General features: G+C 33.6%; 25 protein-coding genes and 1 pseudogene. 5 read left to right on the top strand and 21 right to left on the bottom strand.

Annotation, left to right across the window (positions count from 1 at the left end; translation table 11 throughout):
• Nucleotides 1-3 precede the first annotated feature (3 nt).
• Nucleotides 4-792, bottom strand: a complete 789-nt coding sequence (locus EDD63_RS01200; RefSeq protein WP_134167646.1) for an ABC transporter permease subunit — start codon at nt 790-792, stop codon at nt 4-6.
• On the bottom strand, nt 782-1,696 hold the full coding sequence (locus tag EDD63_RS01195) for an ABC transporter ATP-binding protein (protein WP_134167644.1): 915 nt from the start codon (nt 1,694-1,696) through the stop codon (nt 782-784). The genes EDD63_RS01200 and EDD63_RS01195 overlap by 11 nt, the downstream gene beginning before the upstream one ends.
• Before the next feature lie 942 nt (nt 1,697-2,638).
• Between EDD63_RS01195 and EDD63_RS01190 the strand changes: the two genes are divergently transcribed.
• Nucleotides 2,639-2,977, top strand: coding sequence for a PadR family transcriptional regulator (locus EDD63_RS01190; protein WP_166667500.1), 339 nt, complete (start codon nt 2,639-2,641; stop codon nt 2,975-2,977).
• A complete protein-coding gene (locus tag EDD63_RS01185) occupies nt 2,970-3,347 on the top strand; it encodes a DUF6120 family protein (protein ID WP_134167640.1) in 378 nt (125 codons plus the stop codon). Before EDD63_RS01190 ends, EDD63_RS01185 begins: the two co-directional genes overlap by 8 nt.
• Before the next feature lie 120 nt (nt 3,348-3,467).
• On the opposite strand, the gene EDD63_RS01180 is transcribed toward EDD63_RS01185, so the two are convergent.
• Together EDD63_RS01180 and EDD63_RS01175 are read right to left on the bottom strand one after the other, a co-directional pair.
• Nucleotides 3,468-3,818 carry an iron-sulfur cluster biosynthesis family protein gene (locus EDD63_RS01180; RefSeq protein WP_134167638.1) on the bottom strand — a complete coding sequence of 117 codons (351 nt, stop codon included), beginning with the start codon at nt 3,816-3,818 and terminating at the stop codon, nt 3,468-3,470.
• 61 nt (nt 3,819-3,879) lie between these two features.
• A complete protein-coding gene (locus EDD63_RS01175) occupies nt 3,880-4,167 on the bottom strand; it encodes a rhodanese-like domain-containing protein (RefSeq protein WP_134167636.1) in 288 nt (95 codons plus the stop codon).
• 127 nt (nt 4,168-4,294) lie between these two features.
• Here EDD63_RS01175 and asnA point away from each other — a divergent pair, with 127 nt between their 5' ends.
• Entirely contained in the window at nt 4,295-5,308 is a 1,014-nt protein-coding gene (gene asnA, locus EDD63_RS01170) for an aspartate--ammonia ligase (RefSeq protein WP_134167634.1), read from the top strand.
• Nucleotides 5,309-5,335: 27 nt separating this feature from the next.
• On the opposite strand, the gene ytvI is transcribed toward asnA, so the two are convergent.
• The 5 genes from ytvI to EDD63_RS01145 all read right to left on the bottom strand — a co-directional run bounded on the left by ytvI (nt 5,336) and on the right by EDD63_RS01145 (nt 8,922).
• A complete protein-coding gene (gene ytvI, locus EDD63_RS01165) occupies nt 5,336-6,442 on the bottom strand; it encodes a sporulation integral membrane protein YtvI (RefSeq protein ID WP_166667499.1) in 1,107 nt (368 codons plus the stop codon).
• A 122-nt stretch (nt 6,443-6,564) separates the two neighbouring features.
• A complete protein-coding gene (locus EDD63_RS01160) occupies nt 6,565-7,101 on the bottom strand; it encodes an HdeD family acid-resistance protein (RefSeq protein WP_134167630.1) in 537 nt (178 codons plus the stop codon).
• 61 nt (nt 7,102-7,162) lie between these two features.
• Nucleotides 7,163-7,903, bottom strand: a complete 741-nt coding sequence (locus EDD63_RS01155; protein ID WP_134167628.1) for a YaaA family protein — start codon at nt 7,901-7,903, stop codon at nt 7,163-7,165.
• Entirely contained in the window at nt 7,900-8,418 is a 519-nt protein-coding gene (locus EDD63_RS01150) for an SMI1/KNR4 family protein (protein WP_134167626.1), read from the bottom strand. The genes EDD63_RS01155 and EDD63_RS01150 overlap by 4 nt, the downstream gene beginning before the upstream one ends.
• An 18-nt stretch (nt 8,419-8,436) precedes the next feature.
• The gene (locus EDD63_RS01145; protein ID WP_134167624.1) at nt 8,437-8,922 is read right to left on the bottom strand and encodes a hypothetical protein; all 486 of its coding nucleotides are present in this window, start codon (nt 8,920-8,922) and stop codon (nt 8,437-8,439) included.
• A 90-nt stretch (nt 8,923-9,012) separates the two neighbouring features.
• Between EDD63_RS01145 and EDD63_RS01140 the strand changes: the two genes are divergently transcribed.
• Nucleotides 9,013-10,242 (top strand): MFS transporter, encoded by a 1,230-nt coding sequence (locus EDD63_RS01140; RefSeq protein WP_208318275.1) that lies wholly within the window; start codon nt 9,013-9,015, stop codon nt 10,240-10,242.
• Between the two features lie 39 nt (nt 10,243-10,281).
• Here EDD63_RS01140 and EDD63_RS01135 read toward each other — a convergent pair whose 3' ends face one another.
• From EDD63_RS01135 to EDD63_RS01125, 3 genes are all read right to left on the bottom strand, one after another.
• Nucleotides 10,282-11,847, bottom strand: a complete 1,566-nt coding sequence (locus EDD63_RS01135; protein WP_134167620.1) for a putative ABC exporter domain-containing protein — start codon at nt 11,845-11,847, stop codon at nt 10,282-10,284.
• Complete coding sequence (locus EDD63_RS01130; RefSeq protein ID WP_134167618.1) at nt 11,828-12,544, bottom strand: ABC transporter ATP-binding protein; 717 nt, start codon at nt 12,542-12,544, stop codon at nt 11,828-11,830. Before EDD63_RS01130 ends, EDD63_RS01135 begins: the two co-directional genes overlap by 20 nt.
• Nucleotides 12,545-12,620: 76 nt before the next feature.
• Nucleotides 12,621-13,703 (bottom strand): glycerol dehydrogenase, encoded by a 1,083-nt coding sequence (locus tag EDD63_RS01125; protein ID WP_134167617.1) that lies wholly within the window; start codon nt 13,701-13,703, stop codon nt 12,621-12,623.
• A 94-nt stretch (nt 13,704-13,797) separates the two neighbouring features.
• On the opposite strand from EDD63_RS01125, the pseudogene EDD63_RS01120 reads away from it, so the two are divergent.
• A pseudogene (locus EDD63_RS01120) lies at nt 13,798-14,019 on the top strand (DnaJ domain-containing protein); the annotation flags it as partial.
• 323 nt (nt 14,020-14,342) lie between these two features.
• Here the strand turns inward: EDD63_RS01120 and EDD63_RS01115 are convergent.
• The 9 genes from EDD63_RS01115 to EDD63_RS01075 form a co-directional block, all read right to left on the bottom strand.
• Nucleotides 14,343-14,573 (bottom strand): hypothetical protein, encoded by a 231-nt coding sequence (locus EDD63_RS01115; RefSeq protein WP_134167615.1) that lies wholly within the window; start codon nt 14,571-14,573, stop codon nt 14,343-14,345.
• Nucleotides 14,574-14,702: 129 nt separating this feature from the next.
• Nucleotides 14,703-16,226 (bottom strand): ATP-binding cassette domain-containing protein, encoded by a 1,524-nt coding sequence (locus tag EDD63_RS01110; protein WP_134167613.1) that lies wholly within the window; start codon nt 16,224-16,226, stop codon nt 14,703-14,705.
• A 171-nt stretch (nt 16,227-16,397) separates the two neighbouring features.
• Nucleotides 16,398-18,260 carry an extracellular solute-binding protein gene (locus tag EDD63_RS01105; protein WP_134167611.1) on the bottom strand — a complete coding sequence of 621 codons (1,863 nt, stop codon included), beginning with the start codon at nt 18,258-18,260 and terminating at the stop codon, nt 16,398-16,400.
• Nucleotides 18,260-19,084, bottom strand: a complete 825-nt coding sequence (locus tag EDD63_RS01100) for an ABC transporter permease (protein WP_134167609.1) — start codon at nt 19,082-19,084, stop codon at nt 18,260-18,262. Before EDD63_RS01100 ends, EDD63_RS01105 begins: the two co-directional genes overlap by 1 nt.
• 1 nt (nt 19,085) lies before the next feature.
• On the bottom strand, nt 19,086-20,657 hold the full coding sequence (locus tag EDD63_RS01095) for an ABC transporter ATP-binding protein (RefSeq protein WP_134167607.1): 1,572 nt from the start codon (nt 20,655-20,657) through the stop codon (nt 19,086-19,088).
• A 12-nt stretch (nt 20,658-20,669) separates the two neighbouring features.
• Entirely contained in the window at nt 20,670-21,200 is a 531-nt protein-coding gene (locus EDD63_RS01090) for a helix-turn-helix domain-containing protein (protein ID WP_134167605.1), read from the bottom strand.
• A 132-nt stretch (nt 21,201-21,332) separates the two neighbouring features.
• Nucleotides 21,333-22,508: an SPFH domain-containing protein gene (locus EDD63_RS01085; RefSeq protein WP_134167603.1), complete on the bottom strand. Its 1,176-nt coding sequence runs from the start codon at nt 22,506-22,508 to the stop codon at nt 21,333-21,335.
• A 12-nt stretch (nt 22,509-22,520) separates the two neighbouring features.
• Nucleotides 22,521-23,390: a TIM44-like domain-containing protein gene (locus EDD63_RS01080; RefSeq protein ID WP_134167601.1), complete on the bottom strand. Its 870-nt coding sequence runs from the start codon at nt 23,388-23,390 to the stop codon at nt 22,521-22,523.
• A 28-nt stretch (nt 23,391-23,418) separates the two neighbouring features.
• The gene (locus tag EDD63_RS01075; protein ID WP_279586072.1) at nt 23,419-24,312 is read right to left on the bottom strand and encodes a TIM44-like domain-containing protein; all 894 of its coding nucleotides are present in this window, start codon (nt 24,310-24,312) and stop codon (nt 23,419-23,421) included.
• Nucleotides 24,313-24,344 lie beyond the last annotated feature (32 nt).

Here is a 24,344-nt window from a genome sequence, read left to right as displayed (position 1 = left end):
AGACTATTGTATAAGTTTTTCATATGTAAAAGCAGCAGTTGCTTTTTGCAATAACACATAGCTAATAACAAGTAATACTGCACCAGCTATAAGTATATAAATTGGTTGAATCATCAACAATCCTGTAAACTGACTAATAAATATCAACACGATTGGCATAACTAGAAAACTTGCTCTTTGTTGTGCTTCTTCCATCGTTTTACTTTTCGCAGAACCTTTAACAATAAACACGATTGACATTAACGTCACTGCAGGAACCAGTAAACACATCACCCATAGCCATGTAAACCCTGGAATAAAAGTACTTTGATCGATGAATTGTAATTCAATATTGAGTATAACCACCATAAGTCCAAAAGTCGCAAAGGTAATTACTAAACTCATAATCGTTGAAGCTAACACCTTTGCTTTAAAAACATCACGCAAAGACAGTGGCGAATATAACAATGTTTCCAATGTACGTTTTTCTTTCTCTCCAACAAAGGAACTCGCTGCCATAACAGAAGCACACATAATCGGGATTAACATAAAGAAAATTGGAATCGTTTGATTTAAAATCATATCCAATAGTGCATCAAAAATCTCAGCTTCACTTAAATTCTGTGGAAGTAAGCGAATCAGTGCATCCATATCATTCATATCCGTCGGTACAAGTTTTACAAGTACGACAAAGATGCTTGGAAAAACTACACCTAAAAATATCGGTAGCAACAATAATGTCCATAAATAACGTTTATTATCGATAATTGAACGTATATCTTTACGAATGATCGCTTTCATTTTACGATTCATCTTGCATACCTCCTTGTTTCATTAGAGCAAAATAGATTTCTTCTAATGACATTTTACGACTTGATACATGCGTAATATTTCCATTACGTTGCACAATATCACGAATAATATCAGCAATACGATCTTCACTATCTAATTTAAATTCAATTTGACCATCTTCAACTTCAACATAATCAACATGGATAGGCATAACTGAAGTTTTCATTCGTACCGTATACCCATCATAAATTTGTTTACGTAAGTCTTCTAATGTACCACTTGCAAGTAATTTTCCATGATCAATTAATCCATAGCTTGTACATATTTCTTGTGCATACCGAAGTTGGTGCGTACATAGAAAAATAGTAACCCCTTGCTTAGCAAGTTTCATAATAAGTTGATTTACACGAAGTGCACTTTCTGGATCTAAACCACTTGTTGGTTCATCAAGAAATAACACACGCGGTTTATGAATAAGTGCTCGGGCAAGTGATAAACGTTGTCGCATCCCTGTAGAATATGTACCAAGTTTCTGATCTTTTGCATCTAGCAAATCCAACTCTTCAAGCAACTTCATTCCTCTTGCGATACTTTCTTCTTTCTCAAGTCCAAAAACTTCACCAAAGAATACCAAATTGTCCATCGCTGTTAGATGATCATACATCATCGCATGTTCAGTTAATACTCCACTAATTGCGTGTATCGATACACCATCTTTTGTTGAATCTATATTCATAACACTGGAACTTCCAGCACTTGGCTCTAACATTCCAACCAATAATTTAACCATTGTTGTCTTACCAGCCCCATTAGGTCCAAGAAAACCAAAGATCTGACCTTCTTCTATTTGCAGACTGATATCATCGACTGCAACTTTATGCTCTGAAAACACTTTTCGAATATGTTCAATTCTTATTGCATTCATAATTCCTCCACCTATTTCGATAAATATCTAAATAGATAGTATCATATCTATTTTAAAAAGAAAAGCGTTAGTCATATCGACTAGTTAATAAATGTAAAGTAGTATGCTTTATACTGAATTACATTAATAATTGACACAATAATTAAAACAATATATTCAACTGTAACTAAGAATAATTCAAAGAGATAAAATTGATTTTAAACAGAATAACAAAAAAGACAAAAGCTAAGTTGACGCAACTTTGTTTTGTCTTAACTCATTATTTTCACATACTAAAGATTCTTCTGACACTCGCAGCTAAACATACTTATATCAATTTAACAATCTCTTACTTAATAGATTTTGACTATCGTCTATTTTTCAAACCATAGATTATAAAATAGACAAATACCAGTGTAACAACCATTATTGATAGAGATGCGTACTTACTCAATTTATAGCAACTATAACAATAGTATCCACCAATGAACAGCGAATATAGTATAGTAATTCCTCTTTGAAGTTTAAAACGAGAGTTGAGTGTAACATTTTGATCAATGTAATCATCTATAAATAGAGCCAAGACAAAATATATGAAATATACAAAATTCACAGTGTTAAACTTATCAGTTCCCCACATAGCTATAGCCCCAATCAAATAAATGATTACATTGTAAACATTACGTATTCTTATTATTTTCATTGCATCCATAACTTACCTCTAATATTTGACGTCTATTATTAACTTCCACGTATAATTATGTTTGTTTTTACTGTAGTATGACTAAAACACGACTACATAAGAGTTTATCCACTTGTTTAAAACCATTAATTCAAATTTTCAAGTAGAATTCAAATTGAAATATCCATATATGTATATTATCTAAATATACATATATTGTCAATATTCTTTTTTTATTGAACACATCCAACAATTGAAGTAGAATGTACTTGGAGAAAGATATGGGTAAACAAAACAATATATTCAAAATGGAACTCCTAGTCTTGTCTGTTTTAAATCAGAACACTTGCTATGGATACGAAATTACTACAACTATTAAACAACTTTCATCTGGAATTTTTGACGATATAAAAGAAGGTACCTTGTATCCAATTTTGTATAATTTAGTAGAAAATAAGTATGTAGAAAGTTACAACAAAATTGTTAACAACAGAGTACGAGTCTATTACAAACTAACAGATGAGGGACAAGCTTATTTTGAAAATCAAGCCAACATTTTTCTTGAAAACATAGAAATTATTCAGGAAATCGTTAAAAGGGGGTTATCAAGAAATGAATGAGTTAAAAAAGTTTAAACGTAGAATCAGAAAACAGTTTGCTTTACCGACAAGTAAATCTAGAGATTTCTTACATAAACTAAATGCTTTGATTGATATCTACGGAAAACCTAACCCAACTATTACACAAGATGACCTTGAAAAAGAGTTTGGTAGCCCAAAAGAGATTTATATCTCCTTTCTAGAATGCTGTTCTGAGGAAGAACTATTACAAGCAACGAAGATAAAAAGACTATCTAATGTTATGCTAGTTGTTATGCTAGTTGTTATACTAGTTTTGTCACTAGTTGCAATAACTGCAATTGTAAAATCATACTACGATAGTTATGAAAGTATTCCTGAAAAAGTTGAAATCATCATCACAGAAGATTAATTAATAAACCACTTTACCTTCATTTTCTTGGATCACATTTATACATACATAATACAAAAAAGAGATCATATCACAATGCTGTGGTATGACCTCTTTCATTATATTCAAAATGTTATTGCTTTAATCATATCGACTAACACTAAGATTTGCATCAATATTTCCACTGTAGATTCCAATCAGTTGATATTCACCATAACTACCTAAGCGTATTGTGTTTTCTGGATCTAAATACATTGACGAATAATCTTTTAGATAAATCGGTCCAATGTTGGATTCTGCTTCAATTTCATACTCTGGATACTTTGTATGATCTGCTACAGATAACAAACGAAAATGTAAAGTTAATCCACATGAAACATGTTCATGGAAATCAATTCCTTGTCCATCATCTAAATGTAACAAGAAGTCTTGATTCATAGGGACTTCATTTTCCATGCGTTTGATTGCATCTTTATCTACTACTATTTTCATACTCGTTCCTCCATTCTATGTCTACAAATACATCATCTTATACAACAAATCAAATAAACTATTATTCCAGTGGTCCATCCCACTGTAACATTCCATCGATTACACGTTTTGTCCGATATCCCTTTTCATCCAATATCAATTTCGCCACAAACGATTGTCTTCCTGTTTGACACACAAGTATTGCTTCATCATCTAATTGAAGTTGATCCACTTTATCTAGTGGAACATTAATTGCACCTGGGATATGCCCATGTGCAAATTCTGATGGTTGTCGCACATCGATAATTAATGGATGCGTATTCAACATATGCAATAACTCGTTTGTTTGAATTTCAAATTTTGAGTTCAAAGTACATCCCTCCCTTACTATAATTGTAGTCCAACTATCAACAAATACCTATTGTTATGCTTGAATTATGTTTATTTTTGAAGGCTTTATGTTATACTTATCTACATATAAGTAAGGAGTTATGTATATGGGGAAAACATTTATTCCAGATGGATACAAACCTACATTAAGTTTGTTGGAAACGGAAATCGCAATTAAATTTGTTAAAGATATGTTTGAACGTCGTTTAGGTGAAGCACTTCATCTAACAAGAGTTAGTGCACCACTTTTTGTACAAGCAGATAGCGGACTTAACGATGATTTAAACGGGGTGGAACGCCCAATTGATTTTGTGGCACCAGATGTTAACGATCGCAGCATTGAAATTGTTCACTCACTTGCAAAGTGGAAACGTGATGCACTTAAACGTTATGGCTTAAGAAAAAATGAAGGATTGTATACAGATATGAATGCGATTCGTCGTGATGAAGAACTGGATAACTACCACTCAATTTACGTTGACCAGTGGGACTGGGAAGTAATTATCACACCAAAACAAAGAACCTTAGATTATTTACAAACAACAGTTCGTAAAATCTATGATATCTTACTCGAAATTGAATATATGGTCATTCGTCAATATCCACAAATTGGAGACCCGATTTTACCAGAAAAAATTCATTTTATTTCAAGTCAAGAACTTGAAGATATGTATCCTGATCTAAGTCCAAAAGAACGTGAAGATCGTATTGTTAAGGCATATGGAGCTGTCTTCTTAATGGGGATTGGTGATACCTTACGTTCTGGAAAGAAACACGATGGACGTGCACCAGATTATGATGATTGGACACTCAACGGAGATATTCTTGTTTGGTATCCAGTACTTGAAATGTCACTTGAATTATCAAGTATGGGAATTCGTGTAAATGATAAAAAACTTGATGAACAATTAAAAAAAGCCGATGCCGAAGCACGACTTAAATTACCATATCATCAAGCGATTATGAATCACGATTATCCATTAACCATTGGTGGTGGAATTGGTCAATCAAGATTATGTATGTATTTTCTACGTAAAGCACACGTTGGAGAAGTACAGGCAAGTCTTTGGTCAGATGAAATCATTGAAGTTTGTAAGAAAAATAACATCCCATTATTATAAAAGCACATCTCACGACGTGCTTTTTTCTTATTCTTTAGCTGGTAGATTTTTATATAGGTGAATGACACCTTCTTCATTTAAATTCTTAATAACAATAACAAGAATCGGTAAACTAATAATTCCAGTAAAGCCTAAAATTCTTGCTCCTAAGAAAATGGCTAGCAACATCAATACTGGGTTGGCATTTACTTGTACACCAACAATCTTTGGTTCAATGATATTACGGATAATTGTCACGATTACATATACAATAAACAATCCAATTGCCAATTCCACATTTCCATTAATTAAGGTGATTAAAGTCCAAGGAATCATAATTCCACCAGTACCGAGTACCGGTAATATATCAAAGATTGCAATAAAGAAAGCGAGTCCAATTGCATTGTCTACACCAAGTATAGATAATCCAATAGCTACTTCAACAAATGTAATCGACATAATCATCGCATATGATTTAATAATCTTTGCAAGCGTTCCTACAGCAAAACTTTTCACTTTGCGAACCACTACTTTTTGATTGTCATTGAATTGCAACATAAAGAATTCTGCCATACGATCAAAATCAATCGCAATAAAGAACGATGAAATAATCATCATCAACAATCCAATCAAGAATCCAGGCACAAACATCACAAAGCTTGTTGCTATATCAATCCCTTGTTTTGAAACCGTAGGAATTGCATCTTTTAGAATCGTGATTACTTGATTGTTGAGATCTTCAACATTACTTGCAATATCAGGACTAATTCCATTGACCAATTTATAAATCGAGTTAAATAGTGTATCGATTGCTGGTTGAATTGTCGAAGCATAGTAATCAGGAAACGAACGGAATAATTCCGTTAATGAACTACCCAATTGAATACTAATCAGTAAAATTGCTCCACCGATAAATACATAAAATAATGCGACACAGAGAATGGTAATTACCTTTGAAGGTAGTTTGATTTTCTTTGCTAGATAACGAACCGGTTTTTGCATAATGGCAGCAACCAATAATCCAAGCACAAATGGTAAAACCCAAGATAATACATAGCGAAATGCGAAAATAATCAAACCTATAATAATTGCAATATATGCCATCTTGATAATAAACGCACGTTGTTTTTCAGTTTTTATTTGTTCTTCATTCATAAGATACCTCAATATTACGTTCATTATATCAAGGATTGAAGTATAGTAAAAGAAACTACCCTTGATATTCACAAAGTTTCAGACAATGTTCAAAAAAAGGAACCTTGAAAGGTTCCCATAAATTACGCATTTCTACTTGTAAAAGCAATTACGATACTTTGAATACCAAATACGGCAAAGCTCACAGATAGTAATACTGGAATGGTCATTGCTGAAACAAGTGGTTCAAATAACAACATCACTCCAACTACTAGTGAAATAATATTCAAAATAATCATAAGTACATACATACCTGGCATTACATTTTTATAATACCCCGCATTTGTTAATCTAAAAATTGAATCAAAAATCAACCAGAATGCAACCATGACTCCAAGTGTAGCTACTCCACTAGCAATATCGCTTAAGAATAATACACCAAGCACAATTTCTAGAATTCCGACAACAAGCATCATCACTGGTTTAAAATCACCATAACTCTTGATATCAAAATACAAGATGATTGCTTCAATTCCTCTGACAAATGCAACTGCTGCAATAACTACTACAAGAGTAATCAGTGTTACTCCTGGATTTGTAATCGCTGCAATTGAACCAATAATACAAAATATTCCTAACACTAACATTAGCCAGAAAAAACTTTTTTTACTTCTTTCCATAATAAAACACCTTCCTTATCTTTCCCAAGATAATTATAGCATGCATATATTTTGTTTTGTATTATAACACTTTATGGAATGTGTATTGTTTTTCATTTGATGCTTGCTTCGCATATATAAAGCCATCATAACTGAATTCTTTCAATGCCTCAGGAGAAAAGATTTGATGTTGCAAAATATATTCCAACATTTGTCCACGTAATTTCTTCACTGTTGCTGAATTACGTTTTTGCTTATCCTTATCAACTTCAACAAAATCAATGGTTATCATTTTCTCTTTAAGCTCTTTAGCAAACACTTTACTATATTCTTTACTTGCTAAATCTATGATGATTGGATTTTCTTGCTTACCCAACAAAGATGCCATTTCTTTTGAAAGCGTATCTTTCCAATATGTATATAAATTGTTTGCATCATCTATGGCCAGTTTACATTGCATCTCTAAACGATATGGAACAATCACATCATATGGTTTCAATAACCCATATAGTGCTGACACAATTCGAATATGAGTATTTGCAAATGCCTTTTTATCTTGATGATTGGTAAGTTGTTGAAACTGCAAACCTTGATACGCTTCAATTGCATAACTTCCTTTATCTTCTTTCTCGAATGCATGAAACTTATCTTTTGTCTCTTTAGCGATCGTATCACTTATATGCATCAAATCTTTCAACTGTTCATGTGAATACGATGCAAGTTGTCTAGCAAGTCTTGTTGTATACGAAGCAAAAGGAAGTGAAGTAAGACACACTTCCCTATGTACTTGCATTGTTTTCGCTGGTGAAACAATTACAATCATACAATTTCCTTTAATTTCTCGATTGTTGTTGTCAACAATTGTGTAAAAGAATCAGCAGCTTTAGTTACACATACTTGCGTACCAAATTGATATTCTAAAATCACTTGTTTTTGCGTATCTAATAGTAGAAAGGAACCATCTTCACTTGCTGCAAAGGCAATCCATGTTGGATCTTCAATATGATCATATCCACTTGTACTTTTACTTGGTTCTATCTTGTTTTGGAAATACATTTTTAGTTCAATCATTGCGGCTAATGATAACATACGATATCTTCTTTCTTTACTTGTCACAATGACTTCTAAAGTTCCACTACCATTTTTATAATGATAAAACTCTGCTAAATCTGCAGGGAATGTAAATCCCATCAAATCTAATACATCATGGTATTCCACATCACTAACAGGTTGTTCTTTTAAATAAAACTGCATAATTTTTGGATGCATTTCCATTTCATCATAACGCTTTTGACCTTGCATATATAGCATTTCAATTTCTCTTAATTTATCTAACATTTTTTTACCTCTACTATTTTACGCTTCAAGTGCAATCACAATCGGTGCATTTTTATATTTACTTAATACAAAAACACGTTTGAAGTTGGATGCTGCAATTACTTGATGCATTTCTTCATTTTCCTTTAATAGTGTAAAGAAATCCTTATCAGCATTAATAAATTGTTTTTCACAATCATCAATGACTAACTCTAAATATGCAACATCTTTACTGTATTGCATACTCTTTTGATTTTTATCCGCAATGACTTCAAGCAATTTTTGTTTATATCGCTCATAACTTGGTGAAATCATTTCAGCATTTTGACTTTTTAGATTCATTGCTTTTGCATGATTTTCAGACAAATATAACTCCGTTATTTCTACACCAAAAACTTCATCTTTGTTTTTTGCTTTTAGTGTAAAATCAGGTCGTTCGCTAGGAATGATTTCATAGTTTGTATCACTATAAACATGATTTAGGATTGCCTTTTCTTTTGCTTTTTTCTTTTCATCTAGTTTCATCGTACATTTATTATAGCATAAAGCTTTTATTCAATTTGTAATATTCGCCTTCCTCACTTATACTAAAGAAAAAAGACGAGGGGAAATATAATGAAACAAAAACTGACAAAACTTGAAAAGTATTGGATTTTATATGATGTTGGTAACTCAGCTTTTATCATGCTTGTCTCAACGATCATTCCTATTTACTTTAACTTTCTTGCGACTGAGGCACATATCTCAGAAGTTGATTATCTAGCATATTGGGGATATGCAGCAAGTATATCTACATTAATCGTTGCCTTTATCGGACCAATTTTAGGAACGATATCAGACACGAAAGGCTATCGCAAACCTGTCTTTATGATCGCCTTGGGGGTTGGTGTCCTTGGTTGTGCAAGTTTATCACTTACAAGTTCATGGAAGATTTTCCTTTGCATCTTTGTGATTGCAAAAGTTGGATATGCTGCTAGTTTAATTTTCTATGATTCAATGTTAGCAGATATTACTACGGAAGAAAGAATGGATGAAGTATCAAGTCACGGATATGCCTGGGGATATATTGGAAGTTGTATTCCATTTATTATTTCCTTAATCTTTGTCTTATTTAACACATCCTTTGGTTTATCTTTAGGAACTGCAATGATGATTGCCTTTATGATTAATGCATTGTGGTGGCTAGCAAATTCAATTCCACTACTAAAGAATTACAAACAAACGCACTATATCGAAAAGCAAGCGCATCCAATTCGAGCAAGTTTTCAACGCTTAGGCTCTGCATTGAAAGATTTGAAAGCCAATCGTAAAGTACTCTTTTTCTTAATTGCTTTCTTTTTCTATATTGATGGTGTATATACAATTATTGAAATGGCGACCGCATATGGAAGTGCACTTGGTTTAGACTCACAAGGTTTACTTCTGGCATTGCTTGTCACTCAACTTGTTGCCTTTCCTTTTGCCTTACTTTTTGGAAAGTTATCGAAGAGTCAAGAAAGTACAAAGTTAATCAAACTATGCATCATGGCGTATACAGGTATTGCAATCTTTGCTTTACAACTAGATAAACAATGGGAGTTCTGGGTACTTGCCGTATGTGTGGGTATGTTCCAAGGGGCCATCCAAGCACTGTCACGTAGCTACTTTGCCAAAATCATCCCAAAAGAAAAGAGTGGTGAGTTCTTTGGAATCTATGATATTTGCGGTAAAGGTGCATCATTTTTAGGAACCTTTATGATGGGTCTATTTGCCCAAATCACTGGATTTGTTGGTGGTGGAATCATCGTCTTGGTGATCATGTTTATCATTGGTTATATTTTCTTTCATAAAGCCAGTCAATTATAAAAAACAATCCATGTGAATGACATTCACATGGATATTTTATTATTCGCTTTGAAGTTCGCGTCCATTTAGCATATTGCGACACAAGAAGATAATAATTCCTGCCACCACAATATTTGCAAAAATAGATACGATTGAGAATAATTGTAAGATTTGACCTTCTTGTAAGGTTAAAGTAAATAACAACCAAACAGATAAGGCAATACTTGGAATAATGCAAAGAATAACAATCAGCATTTGCATCAATAAGACAAAGGTACGATTTGCTGTACTTTTGAATAAACGCAGTGTCAGAATGTTTGCACTAATACAAACAAATAAGTATCCGACAACCATCATGATTGCATAACCGATATCATAGATTTTTTCTTGACCAATTACACCAACAACTGTAATCGCTAATGCCACAACAACGATATTTTTCAAAATCGTTGGTCCGACAATTGCTAACATCTTTTTCAATGGTGAATCAGGGATTAAATAAATCATATAGTTTTGGAATTCTTCTTTGAAGTTTGCCGTTTGTGAGCTAATAACCACCCAGTATACGAGCATCCCACTAAACCATACGATACCAAATTCTAAAATTATCGACATACCTGCAAAAAGTGCAAGTGTGATTAATTCCTGTATCGAAACAAGTTGCTTACGTTTTCGCATTTCAAGAATCAGCTTACTTGAAATCGCCCAAGCTCCAAGTTTGAACTTACTGTTATAATTTTTTAATTTTGATGTATCTCTCATTGCATCAGTGTTTCCACTTTTTGCGGCTTTCATTTTATTACTTAAGGCAAATGAATCTTCTATTGCTTTTTCATGGTAATCATATGGAAAGTTTCTAAATAAGATAAAGATTACAATTGAACTTACAACAAGTAAACCCAATCCAAGCAGTGTATATAATGTGTTTCCATCAACTGCACCACTAATAAACATTTTTGCCCAACCAAATACAGGAATAAAATAGAATGCATCTGTTTGTGCAAATTTCAGTAAAGCAGTTTGTAAATCAAAACCGGTTTCAAATACAAAGTAGCCTGCAACCGCAAACACACAAATTAAAATTGCATACCCTACATATTTAGCAACATTTGCTAGTTTTGGAAATACAATTCCTACAACATACAAATAATCTGTGAGTCCTAAAAAGAACACATAAATAAAATAGTTTGCTAGAAAGATACATAAAATCACAAGCATGCTTGTCGATCCTACAAGTGAAATCACCATAAATAGTGAAAGTAGCGACATATAAATCGCTTGTACATACGTATAACCAACAACAAATGATTGAACTTGTCGACGACTAAATGGACCGCCTAATAAATAGAATGCATCTTCACCCATCAGCATCGCTTTATTTTTATTCATAAGTTGCATAATTACCATCAATGCACTCATTGCTAGAGATACTAATATTCCTATATGAATATCAATGGACATACCAATAACATCTTCGCTCGAGGAATTCATAAAGTTACCAACAATAATTGCCCCATATAATAGCACCATAAATATCGTTGCTACTGCACTGGTTGGTTTAGAAAATAACGCTCTAACTTGTCCGCGCATTTTCAATAAAGATAGTTTAATCAAGGATTTCATCATTCTTTACCTCAACACTTGTATATTTAAAGAATAAATCTTTCAGACTTTCTCCATTCATATGACTACGACTAGCAGTTTTTACAATACGTCCGTGATCCATGATATAAGCTTCATCCCAAATGTTCTCGATAATATCAATAATGTGCGTACTAATTAAAATCGAACATCCTTCATCTTTTAGCTTCACAAATAAATCAAGTGTTTCTTCAATACTTGCAGGGTCAAGTCCAACCATTGGCTCATCTACAAGTAATGCTTTGGGTTGAATCACAAGCGCTAATAACATACTTAGTTTTTGACGCATCCCTTTACTTAATTCTTTTGCGACTTTTTTTCTTTTTTCCTCTAAATCAAATAATGTAATGTAATGATCTGCAACTTCACGATAGTTTTCTACTTTATATGCACTACCGATGAAATCCACATGTTCATCAATTGTTAGTAAATCATAAAGTACTGGTGTATCTGGAATATAACCAAATGCTTGTTTAGCTTCAACTGTACTATTTGGATATCCGCAAATATCAATTTCTCCATCAAATTTTAATAAATTGGCAATACTTTTAATCGTTGTACTTTTCCCAGCACCATTTGGCCCTAACAGGATAGTAATACATCCATCTTTAGCCACTAGATTTACATCTTCTGCTGCTTTAAAACTTCCATAAGATTTTGTTAAGTTTTTTACTTCTATCATAATGTCCCCTCTTTGTATTAACGTCTTGATACAATTATACAAGTCACTTTATATCTAGTCAACAAAAAAGAGAAGATCAAATTCTCTTCTCTACAAATTCCATTGCTTGAAATACAATTTCAGGACTGATTTCATAAGGTACATGATACATACTACTACCTTCAAAGAAACATGTTTGTTCAATGATTGTTTTTACCTTTTCATCTAAAGTTAAACCAAAATCAGCAAGTTTCGTTGGTAAACCAAGTTGTAAACATAGATCTCTATATTGTGTAAATTCATGACTATTTTCAGTAGCTAGCTGAACAAGTGTTGTGTATGCAATTACTTCTCCATGCATGAATCGACGCTCACTTCTAAGCTTTGTTAATCCATTATGCAGTGCATGTGCAATAGATAATCCACCACTTTCAAAACCAATTCCACTTAAATATATATTCGCTTCAATCATTCGTTTGAATGATGGTGTAATCATTTTTTCTTGCAAACTTTTTACTGCATCAACTGCATCTTCAAAGATGATTTCCTTGCAACTTCGTGCAATCATTAATGAGGAGAATGTATCTAGACCCCCTGCATCATTTACTGACATTGATAAATAGCAAGCATTAGCTTCTACATACGTAGATAGTGCATCACCAATTCCAGCAATAAATGTACGTACTGGTGCTAATGATAATATATATAAATCCACGATGACATATTCTGGTGATTGTTCACGCACCATATAGTGTGAGAAACCACCATCTTCATGATAAATTGCTGACAGTCGAGAACATGGTCCATCCGTTGAAGCAATACTTGGAACTAAGACAACCGTAGTTTGAAGCAACGTAGATACTGCTTTTGCAACATCCATAATCGTACCTCCACCAAAACCAAGAACCATATCGTAATCTAATTCTTCATGTTCTTTAACAATCACTTCTAAACGTTCCATAGTTAGTAAACCTTCAAATACGACAAACTCAAACATTTGTGCAGTATCTAGCGATTTTTCAATTCGCTGGCGATAATCTTTCATCGTATACGTATCAACAATAATTAATATCTTTGCATCTTCACTAAGTTCCAACACATTGGATAAATCTAACGTAATATTTATTCCTTGTAAGTAATTGGATGGTGTTCGTAACACTTGATTCATTTGTTCGTTCATAATCGATTCCCCTTTTCCGTTTTTATTATAGCAAAATGTGAACAAATACTGAAAGTTATTTCAACACTTGTATTTTTCTTCGTTTCGGTTTATGATGTGCACAATGAAAAGAGATTATTACGAAGTACTTGGAGTCAGTAAAACTGCAACTCCAGATGAAATTAAAAAAGCATACCGAAAAAAAGCAAAAATGTATCATCCCGATGTAAACAAGGCAGCGGATGCAGAAGCGAAATTTAAAGAAGTAAATGAAGCATACGAAAACCTTAGTGATGCGGATAAGAAAGCTGCATACGATCGTTATGGACATAATGCTGGTCAATATCAACAACAGCAACAGGCATATCAACAATACTATGGACGTTCACAACAAGGTGCACAGTTTACAGATATGAATGATTTCTTTGAGCAAATTTTTAGAGCGCAAGCACAACAGCAACAACAAAGAAATAGCTATGGCGGACAACAATACTACTATCAACGTAGCAATCAACCACGTCAAAGTGGTCTATCAAGAATTATTGTATTAATCTTCCAAGTATTCTTTTATTTGATGATTTTCCAATTCTTCTTTGGTTGGATGTTTAGATAAGGCAAAAGCACTTCAAAATGATGAAGTGCTTTTCTTTTGCCAATGATTTAATGAGTCAAATATGTAATATCTTTTGTTGAATCCACACAAAATGAAACATAGTCCAAATCGTGTCGCGTAAATGCTCTAGCTATGTTATGAACTGCAGTCTTATGCAGTATGCTTTGACTTACATCTTGAATCATTTTTTGGCTTGCCAATTTATTTAGTTCCAATGAGATAATGATCCGATTTTTCTTCAGATACAGTTTCTTTGTTTGTTTTGAAACACCACTCATATCTACGCCTACTTCTACTGAAATATTGTGTTTGATGGTATCACTTCCTTTTCATATAACATAGCTTCTATACTTATATTATACACGAGGAAATGAAAACGTGTGACAAATCAAATGGAATTTGATGAATTATAATTTATACAATTTTTGATTTTCTATTTTGTATATACTTAGATTTAAGGAATCTAACACGAAACGATCATGTGTCGTTAATAAAAGTGCACCTTTATAATTCTCTAATAATTCAATAAGTACAGGTTTACTTAATGGAGATATGTTTCGCGTTGGTTCATCCATAATAAGTACTTTTGGATTTTTTGCAATTACATATGCTAAGCAAACTTTTGCTTTTTGCCCTTCACTAAGTGAACCAATAGGCTCACTCATTTCACGTACCGATAAGTGAATCGAACCAAGTAGAGTTTGTACATCAGCAAGTAATAAAGTCGTTTTTTCAAGCATAAAGTCAATTGGACTTACTTGATAATCAAGTAGTTCTTCATAGTTTTGTGGCATATAAATAACATCCAACTCTTTTTCTTGCATCATAGCATAGATTGCTTTTAGCATGACACTTTTACCCGTACCATTATTTCCAATAAGTGCTACTTTATCTTTTCCATACATTTCAAGATTTGCATCTTGTACAAGTAGGCGATCCTGAATATACACATCTTGTTCAAAGTGAATAATTTCTTTACCTGCAGGATATCCAGTATCCGCTAATTTCAAATGAATCGATTCTTCATACGTATCAATTGAGAAATCTTCTTCACTCATGCGTCTTTCAATACCTTTAACCACACGCATCTTCTTTTTTAATAAGCGTCCCATTGCAGGATTTTGTCTAGATACACTATTGTGTGCATGCGTTACTTTATTTTTTAAATCATTCATGTGATCCATCTTTGCTTTGTGGACACGTTTTTCTTTTTGTGTAATGCGCACATCTTCTTCATACTTCTCATTACGATTTTTAGCATAACTATGATAGTTTTCATAGTGCAATGACCAAACAGGTTTATTGCGTTTATTTCGTTGCTCAAGATGTAAAATCACATCAGCACACGCATCAATAAGTTCGATATCGTGTGAAATAAACACAATGGTCGCATCACTTTCTTTAATAAATGTAGTTAACCATTCAATTGTTTCTAAATCGATATCATTGGTTGGCTCATCCATTAAAAGCAAATCTGGTTGATGATACAACATCTTTACAATTTGCATTTTTACACGTTCTCCTCCACTTAGAGAACTCATTTTTTGATCTTTATACAACAGTTCGTTATCGATGTGGATAGAAGCACAAATTTCTTCATACCTCTGGTATCGATTGTAATCACATTCTTCGTCTATTTCGTCCCTCAACAAGTATTCATATAAAAAACATGCATTCCACTTCGCCTCTAGTTTTTGCGCTAGATATGCCACGAGTGAAAATTGCATGTCGATTGTTCCTGATAGTTTTGCATATTGTTCAATCCACATAGGATTGTAGATGGCTTTCAATAAGGTACTTTTTCCATTTCCCTCTTCGCCAATAATTGCCATTTTATCTTTTTGATTGATGATGAAGCTTAAATCTTCAACCATCACTTTCCCACTTATATCGCTAAGTGTAACGTTTTTAACTTGTAGTGTGTTTTGCATAAGTAAACCTCCCTTTCTTTGTTGAAGGGACAATAGACATGAACGTTGTATTTTTCATTGATCTATTTGTTTACGTACATTACAACACCACCTCTCTTTTGATAGTATAACAAAACCCAGCCACTTTGTCATCATAAAAAAGCATGAGCTATTTCTAACTCACGCTTTTTACTATTTTGCTTTTACTTTAACCCACAATTCGGAAATCACTTTTCGAATCTTTGGATTGTATTTAAAGATTTCATCTTTATCATAACCACTACGTGGTAAATAACTTGGTAAATCTTTGAATTCACCAGCGATTAAATCATCCATAACACTTTGTACACTTGATGTATATCCAACATATTCTGAGTTTTCATAAGCAATTGTTTCATCTAAATTGAAATCGATATATGCTTCTGCTAATAATGGACATGCACTGTTTTTTGGAATTACCATTGCATCACTCCAAATATTTGTACCTTCCAATGGCTCATAATATGCCATGTCTGGATTTTCCATTTGAATGTATGTTGCATCACCACTGTATACAACTGCAATATCTTTTTCACCATTGATCATTCCATCAATAACTTCGTCAGTAACAAATACTGGATCATTTGCTCGAATATCACGTAACCATTCATAGGCTTCATTAATCTCATCTAAGTTACTCGTATTCATCGAATATCCTAGATGTTTTAATGCCATCATAAATGAATCACGTTCACTATCATAAACAAAGATGCGTCCTTTGTATTTTGGATTTTGTAATATTCCAAATCCTTCTGTTTCTAAGTCTTCTTGTGAAACTTTATTTTTGTTGTACATAATTCCTACACTACCCCAGAAATATGGAATACTGTATTCATTTTTCGGATCGTAATCAAGACCAGTTACCATTGGACTTAATGCATCATAATTTTTAATGTGATCTAAATTGATTTTCTGTAAGCGATCTTCTTGCATCAGTTGTTCAATCATATAATCACTAGGAACAAGTACATCGTATGATTCACCACTTAACAATTTTGTGTACATCTCTTCATTTGAGGCAAACAGTGAATAATTTACATGTACATTGTATTTCTTTTCAAATTTGGCAATCGTATCTTCACCAATATATTCTCCAGCATTAAATACATTTAACGTATCACAACCGTACGTTTCAATTGGATCAAAATCTCCACCTGTATTACTTCTAAGTTTTTGCAGACCAAAGATGGTAAGTCCTACACATGCAGCAACAACTGCAAGTCCAATCCGTTGCCCCGTTTTGTTGGTCTTTGTTTTTTTCATACTCATTAAGTTCACCACAATTAAGACAATTGTGATAATAACAACAATAATTGTGGATAACGCATTAATGGATGGATTGATTCGTTTACTCATTGTATATACAAGAATCGAAATATTTTTAATTCCATTTCCTGATACGAAATATGAAATGATAAAATCATCAAAACTCATCGTAAAGGCAATTAGTGCACCAGCAACAATACCTGGCATCAATTGCGGAATAATAACTTTACGTAAGGCATAACTTGGTGTAGCTCCCAAATCCATTGCTGCATTGGCTAAGTTAGGATCCAAACGTCGTAATCTTGGACTTACACTTAACATGACATACGGAATACAAAAAGCAATATGCGCAAGTAATAATGTTATAAATCCCTTTTCAATTTTCATTGTGGTAAAAAATAACATCAACCCAATTGCAGTTACAATTTCTGGGTTCATAATTGGCAAATTGTTAATTTGCTCAACATAAGTTTTTAATACTTTTTTTGATTTCGATAAACCAATACTTGCAAGTGTTCCAACAACTGTTGAAATGATTGTCGCAAGTATGGCGATTACAACCGTATAATAGATCGCTTCAATCATTGATTTATTGGCAAACATTTGTTCGTACCAACGCAATGAGAAGCCTGTAAATTTTGATAAAGACTTGCTTCCGTTAAATGAGAAGACAATCATATATAAGATTGGTAGGTAGAAAAACACCATCAACAATCCTAAAAATACTTTTGAACCATATTTCTCTTTCATTAGTCTTCACCTCTTTCTTTATCCAATTTATTGGTGAAGTACATCGAAAGCATAATAATTACAGCCATAATTAAACTAATCGCACTACCAAAGTTCCAGTCACCTGTTGTCACGAAATAGTTTTCAATCAAGTTACCAACTAAGATTGTTCCTCCTCCAAGTAGACGTTGAATAAAAAACGAACTTGTTGCTGGTAAGAATACTAACGTAATTCCACTAATCACTCCAGGTAATGAAAGTGGGAAAATAATACGTTTAAACGTTTCAAATTTACTTGCTCCTAAATCACTACTTGCTTCAACTAAAGATGGATCCATTTTTGAAAGTGATGCATGAATTTGCAATATCATAAATGGTAAGAAGTTATACACCATTCCAAGCACAATCGCAAATTCTGTATGAATCATATGCAATGGTCCTAAACCAAAGAATGATAGGATATTATTGATAACTCCATTATCACTTAAAATACCAACCCATGCATATGTACGAACTAACATGTTAATCCACATCGGTAAAGTAATTAAAAGAATAAAGAATGCATTGCTTTTTACTTGCATCTTACTAATAAAATAAGCTGCAGGATATCCAATAATAATACAAAGAATCGTTGTAATTAAAGCAATTCGAAACGAGTCAATCAAAACTCCAATAAACACATTATCATTAAAGAATCGTGCAAAGTTGTCCAAAGTAAAATGGAAAGTTAGTACATCGTTTCCTCCTGTTGTAAATGCATAAAGTACGATCAATATCATTGGCAACACTAGAAAGATGCTAATCCAAAGCACGTATGGTTGGATAAGTCGTCTATAGTTGTTCATCTTAGAACCCCATTTTTTCCATTACATGGATATCTTCTGGACCAAATGATAACCCAACGTTTTTATCGACTTCACTTGATTTCGTCGTATGAATTTTGAACTCACGTCCAACTGTCGAGAATGATACTTTATATTTACCTGGTTTTAAATCTTCAATTTCAAAATCGTAATCAACATTACGCACTTCAATTGCTTCATCTGTATCTAAATCCCAACTTACTGCATCTGCCCAAGTCTTTAAATCTGTATCAAGTGCTTGTGATTCTTCAATTTCATCAAGTGTTTTAAAGAAATCAAAAGCTGCAATCCCAATACGTTTTTTCTCATCTTGAATATAGCGTTGTTTTACCCCAATCATTTGAATGGTAATACTTGTTCCTTTACTTGTTGAGAAAGTAACTGGGTATGTATCTTCACCTACTAATTCTTCATATGTCACATTGGAAAATCCAACATATTCTTCAGTTTCAGCATCCCAAGCTTGTGCATCTGCACGAGCGATAATATCATCATCTGTCAATTCATCGAAATCTTGTACATCGACATAGAAGTTGTTGGCACTAATGTATTCTCCAGCATCTTCATTAAAGATTGGTTCTTTATTATAGATGGTCATAGTTACTTCGACATGACTCCCACGTGCTGTTTCCACAATAATTTCATTATGTACTCCTTTAAATAACATCGATTTTACTTTCCCATTCAGAACCCCGCGTCCGCGCCCAACAATTTCAATATCTTCAGGACGAATCACGATATCTACTTCTTCATTTTCTTTAAATCCATGATCGACACATGTGTAATCTTTATCATCAAAAGAGACAAGGTAATCTTCTTTCATTACACCATCGATGACATTACTTTCTCCGATGAAGTTTGCAACATACTCGTTTACTGGTTCATTGTAAATATCTACAGGTGTACCTACTTGTTCAATTTCTCCTTCACGCATAACCACGATTTTATCTGACATCGTTAGTGCTTCTTCTTGGTCATGTGTTACATAAATAAATGTGATTCCAACTTCTTGTTGAATCTTTTTTAATTCCAGTTGCATTTCTTTTCTAAGTTTTAAATCTAGTGCTCCTAGTGGTTCATCAAGTAACAGTACTTTTGGTTCATTTACAAGTGCACGTGCAATTGCAATACGTTGTTGTTGTCCACCAGAAAGTTGATCAATTTTACGATCCTCATACCCTTCTAAGTTTACTAATTTCAACATACGTGTAACTTTTTGACGAATGACATCATCACTCATCTTTTTAATTTTCAAACCAAATGCAATATTATCAAATACATTCATATGCGGAAATAATGCATACTTTTGAAATACTGTATTTAACTCTCTTTTATATGGTGGTAAATCTGCAATATTTTCATTATCAAAAATCACTTCACCAGAATCAGCTTCTAAAAATCCTCCCAAAATTCGTAATAATGTGGTTTTCCCACAACCAGATGGTCCAAGTAAAGTTACGAATTCATTTTCATAAATATCTAACGTAATCCCCTTTAAGATGACTTGGTCATCAAAGCTTTTTACGATATTTTTAAACTGAATAATCTTGTTCATAATGTTCTCCTTTTAAAAATTTGGTGGGCTCATAACCCAAATAATTGTTGCCTCATTGTTGGAATCATTCACAAGATAGTGAATATGTTTTCCATTCAAATAAAAGGTTTCTCCTTGTTTAAGTTCGTCGCTTTTATCCCCATTAACTAGCGTGACATTTCCTTTGATAACATACCCAAATTCTTCTCCTTCATGTGGATTAATACTCTGCGATCTACTTTTCGCATCGAGTGTCAAAAGAATTGGTTCCATATCATTTTTCTGTGCATTAGGCACAACAAAAGTCGTGGTAATACCATCCTTTTCACTAACGTAATAATCCTCTTCACGAAAAACACTTTGATTTTCTTCTTCATTGAAGAACTCTGACAAGTTTGTTCCTAGTGCTTCTAAAATGTCTTGAAGGGTTACGATGGATGGTGATGTAAGATTACGTTCCAACTGACTTAAAAATCCCTTGGAAAGTTCACTACGGGCGCTCAATTCATCTAAAGTTAACCCATTCTGGGTTCGTAGTTCTTTTAATTTCAATCCAATATCCATATATAACTCCTCTCTGTTTAGTAACACTAAACTTTTCATGTTTCTTTATAGAACAATTCAATTATAAAGAAATCTTGCATTTTTGCAACAACTTTCACAAAAAAAAGGAAGCATTAACTGCCTCCAATGATTCTATTCTTTCGGTTTTCCGCATTCGCTGCAAAATTTACCTGTATTTTTTGTCCCATCATTTGGACAAATCCATGTCCCATCACTTGGTTTTGGATTTCCACATTCAATACAGAATTTTCCTGTATTTTGAATACCGTCTTCAGGGCATGTCCATGTTGCATTTTGACTTGGTACAGGATGATCTGCTACTGGTTTTGCATTGTCATCAAACATTCCAGCAATATTATTTCCTGCTTGGTTTGCCATACCATACCCCATGAAACCTTGCATGGCACCTGCTTCATTACTTGCTGCTTTTTCCATCGCTGAAGCTTGTGCATCTACTAGACGCCCAGCTGCTACACGTTTATCACTGTACATAATCGCATCATCGATATCTTCAATACGTTTACGACTTTCATCATCTGGTGTTACCTTTTCAATTGCAACTGATGAAATCACAATTCCACGTCGATCATTCCACTCTTCATCAAGTGCATCGTTCATGTATTTAGCAAGTTCCATTTGTTTTTTTGGAATGTCATTATATTGCACATTTTCATCTGCTAGTTTTGCGATTGTTGTATCTAATGCATTCACAAATTCTGCTTTGCTTTGTGCATCAAATTCATCTTTTGTATACGTATTAGAAACGTTTCCTGCTACATTTGTATAAAACTTGATTGGATCTTCAATCTTAAATGTATATTGTCCATAGTAGCGAATATAAATTCCACGATATGTTGGATCTTTATATGCCATTGGTGAAGCTGTTCCAAACTTATTATCAAAGATTTCTTTTAGATTGATGAAGTATACACGTTGATCTTTTCCTGGTGTTCCTCCCATTGTAAAACGTTTTCCAAATGTTTTAAATGAATCAATCAAGCCAGAAAATCCACCAGAGAATAAACTTGGTTCACTTGAAGAATCCCAAGTGAAACGTCCCGGTTCCATACAAAATTCTACAATTTTTCCATCTTCAACAATGATTACTCCTTGCCCTTCATTAATGGCAATACCTGTACCATTACTAATAATGTTTTCACTTGCTTTGGTGTTACTTCCTTTGCTTACAACTTTCACACCTTTTTTCATTAATTCGTTGTTGCTTAAACTCTCACAGTAGAAATACTCTAACCACTGATCTGCAAGTGTACTTGAAGCACTTGCAATTGCTGCTTTAATTAAACCCATGTCGTTTCTCCTTTACCATGCTTTAAAGACATTTAATACCCATCCATAATCACCTTTAGTAATTACAGAATTACAATATTCACATTCACCACTGCTATTTACTTTTATTGGTGCTCCACAATTTGGACATTGATTTGGAACTAAACCATCTGCAGTTGCGCTTGTTTTTACTCCTGTTTTACGAATGAATTCAAAACGGTATTTTCGATTAAATACTTTGTTTGGATCTCCACTAGTAATGTTTCCACTTTGATCATCGACCATGTAATCTGTACATGATGCATGTACTTGTACGGTGAGTACTTCATGATCTCCATCGATTCTATAACTAGCAAGTGTGACACTTTTTACATCTTGGTCATCCAATTTATTCGTAATTTTCTTTTCGATATATTCTTCCATTTGTTTATTGTGCATATTGAATAGTGCATTACTCTCAAATGGTCGAACCGTATGCCAATTTTTTGCCTCCCAGGCTTCTTGCAATGTGATATATAGTGTTGCAACCCATGTTTTAAATTCATCAGCAGAAAATTCTGGATCACTTGCTTGTATATCTTGAATGGTCTGTTCTTCATTTATACTCGATGTTGCTTCTGGAATTGGTTTTCGACTATTGATAATCACAATTGTAAATACACCAACACCGAAGAGAATTGCAAATGCTGTAAAAGGTGTGAATTCTCCACTACCTCCACCGCTGCTTGAATAATCATCATCACTATCCCAGCTTGACCAATCACTACCACCAGAATCGCTTCCACCACCATCATCAAAGCCTCCAGTGTTTCCTACTTCGGCATGTACACTTGCAGTTGCAAGTATGCATACACTAAAGACCATCAATAAACTAAGTAATACTCTTTTTCCCTTATTTCTCATAAACTTCCCTCTTTATAAACACGTATATCTACCAAGCTTTAAAGACATTTAATACCCAACCGTAATCACCACGTGTAATGACAGAGCCACAGTACTCACACTCTCCACTACTTGTTACTTTGGTTGGAGCTCCACAATTTGGACAGTTTGTTGGTACCAATCCATCTGCTTCTACTTTTGTTTTAACACCTGCTTTGCGAATAAACTCAAAGCGATAATAACGTTCTTCTAAGCGATTTGGATTTCCAAACAGAACTTTTCCTGTCGTATCATCAACTGTATAGTCCGTACAAAATGCATGTACTTGAACCGTTAAGACCTCTTGGTCTCCATCGACTCTAAAATCAGCGATTTTCACATCACGTACTTCTTGGTTATCCAACTTATTTGTAATTTGTTTTGCAATGTATTCTTCCATTTGTTTATTGTGCATATTAAATAGTGCATTACTTTCAAATGGACGAACCGTATGCCAGTGTTTTGCTTCCCACGCTTCTTGTAAAGTTACATATAACTCGCCAACCCATCCTCTAAATTTCTCAGCTGAGAAATTCGGATCAATTGCTTGTACTTTCGCAATTGCACTAGCTTCATCCACAGATGTTTGTTGTCTTTGATATGGATGTGACGATGTTCCTTGTACTTTACCTTTTCGCATCTGGTAAAGAAATAATGCAATTACCAAAAAGATGATAACTTGCCAAATCCCTCCACCAAAGAATGGAAACATAAAGAAACTGGAACCGCCACCGCCGCCACCGTAGCTTCCACCACCAGACCAGCCTCCGCCAGATCCGCCAGAACCACCGCCGCCAAAACCACCAGTGTTTCCAACTTCTGCATGAAGATTTGCGGTAAATAAAAATACGATTGTCACAGTAAGACCAAGTACCCAAAATATTTTCTTATTTTTCATTTTCATTGTTTAGTTCCTCTAACATGATTCTATTATAA

This window comes from Breznakia blatticola, assembly GCF_004365815.1.
Taxonomy (GTDB): Bacteria; Bacillota_I; Bacilli_A; order Erysipelotrichales; family Erysipelotrichaceae; genus Breznakia; species Breznakia blatticola.
This window is presented reverse-complemented; position numbering and strand designations above follow the sequence as displayed.

Excerpts from the sequence above, each read along its gene's own strand:
- EDD63_RS01200 (WP_134167646.1), bottom strand. The coding sequence starts at position 792 with ATGAATCGTAAAATGAAAGCGATCATTCGTAAAGATATACGTTCAATT.
- EDD63_RS01195 (WP_134167644.1), bottom strand. The coding sequence starts at position 1,696 with ATGAATGCAATAAGAATTGAACATATTCGAAAAGTGTTTTCAGAGCAT.
- EDD63_RS01190 (WP_166667500.1), top strand. The coding sequence starts at position 2,639 with ATGGGTAAACAAAACAATATATTCAAAATGGAACTCCTAGTCTTGTCT.
- EDD63_RS01185 (WP_134167640.1), top strand. The coding sequence starts at position 2,970 with ATGAATGAGTTAAAAAAGTTTAAACGTAGAATCAGAAAACAGTTTGCT.
- EDD63_RS01180 (WP_134167638.1), bottom strand. The coding sequence starts at position 3,818 with ATGAAAATAGTAGTAGATAAAGATGCAATCAAACGCATGGAAAATGAA.
- asnA (WP_134167634.1), top strand. The coding sequence starts at position 4,295 with ATGGGGAAAACATTTATTCCAGATGGATACAAACCTACATTAAGTTTG.
- ytvI (WP_166667499.1), bottom strand. The coding sequence starts at position 6,442 with ATGAATGAAGAACAAATAAAAACTGAAAAACAACGTGCGTTTATTATC.
- EDD63_RS01160 (WP_134167630.1), bottom strand. The coding sequence starts at position 7,101 with ATGGAAAGAAGTAAAAAAAGTTTTTTCTGGCTAATGTTAGTGTTAGGA.
- EDD63_RS01155 (WP_134167628.1), bottom strand. The coding sequence starts at position 7,903 with ATGATTGTAATTGTTTCACCAGCGAAAACAATGCAAGTACATAGGGAA.
- EDD63_RS01150 (WP_134167626.1), bottom strand. The coding sequence starts at position 8,418 with ATGTTAGATAAATTAAGAGAAATTGAAATGCTATATATGCAAGGTCAA.
- EDD63_RS01145 (WP_134167624.1), bottom strand. The coding sequence starts at position 8,922 with ATGAAACTAGATGAAAAGAAAAAAGCAAAAGAAAAGGCAATCCTAAAT.
- EDD63_RS01140 (WP_208318275.1), top strand. The coding sequence starts at position 9,013 with ATGAAACAAAAACTGACAAAACTTGAAAAGTATTGGATTTTATATGAT.
- EDD63_RS01135 (WP_134167620.1), bottom strand. The coding sequence starts at position 11,847 with ATGATGAAATCCTTGATTAAACTATCTTTATTGAAAATGCGCGGACAA.
- EDD63_RS01130 (WP_134167618.1), bottom strand. The coding sequence starts at position 12,544 with ATGATAGAAGTAAAAAACTTAACAAAATCTTATGGAAGTTTTAAAGCA.
- EDD63_RS01125 (WP_134167617.1), bottom strand. The coding sequence starts at position 13,703 with ATGAACGAACAAATGAATCAAGTGTTACGAACACCATCCAATTACTTA.
- EDD63_RS01115 (WP_134167615.1), bottom strand. The coding sequence starts at position 14,573 with ATGAGTGGTGTTTCAAAACAAACAAAGAAACTGTATCTGAAGAAAAAT.
- EDD63_RS01110 (WP_134167613.1), bottom strand. The coding sequence starts at position 16,226 with ATGCAAAACACACTACAAGTTAAAAACGTTACACTTAGCGATATAAGT.
- EDD63_RS01105 (WP_134167611.1), bottom strand. The coding sequence starts at position 18,260 with ATGAAAGAGAAATATGGTTCAAAAGTATTTTTAGGATTGTTGATGGTG.
- EDD63_RS01100 (WP_134167609.1), bottom strand. The coding sequence starts at position 19,084 with ATGAACAACTATAGACGACTTATCCAACCATACGTGCTTTGGATTAGC.
- EDD63_RS01095 (WP_134167607.1), bottom strand. The coding sequence starts at position 20,657 with ATGAACAAGATTATTCAGTTTAAAAATATCGTAAAAAGCTTTGATGAC.
- EDD63_RS01090 (WP_134167605.1), bottom strand. The coding sequence starts at position 21,200 with ATGGATATTGGATTGAAATTAAAAGAACTACGAACCCAGAATGGGTTA.
- EDD63_RS01085 (WP_134167603.1), bottom strand. The coding sequence starts at position 22,508 with ATGGGTTTAATTAAAGCAGCAATTGCAAGTGCTTCAAGTACACTTGCA.
- EDD63_RS01080 (WP_134167601.1), bottom strand. The coding sequence starts at position 23,390 with ATGAGAAATAAGGGAAAAAGAGTATTACTTAGTTTATTGATGGTCTTT.
- EDD63_RS01075 (WP_279586072.1), bottom strand. The coding sequence starts at position 24,312 with ATGAAAATGAAAAATAAGAAAATATTTTGGGTACTTGGTCTTACTGTG.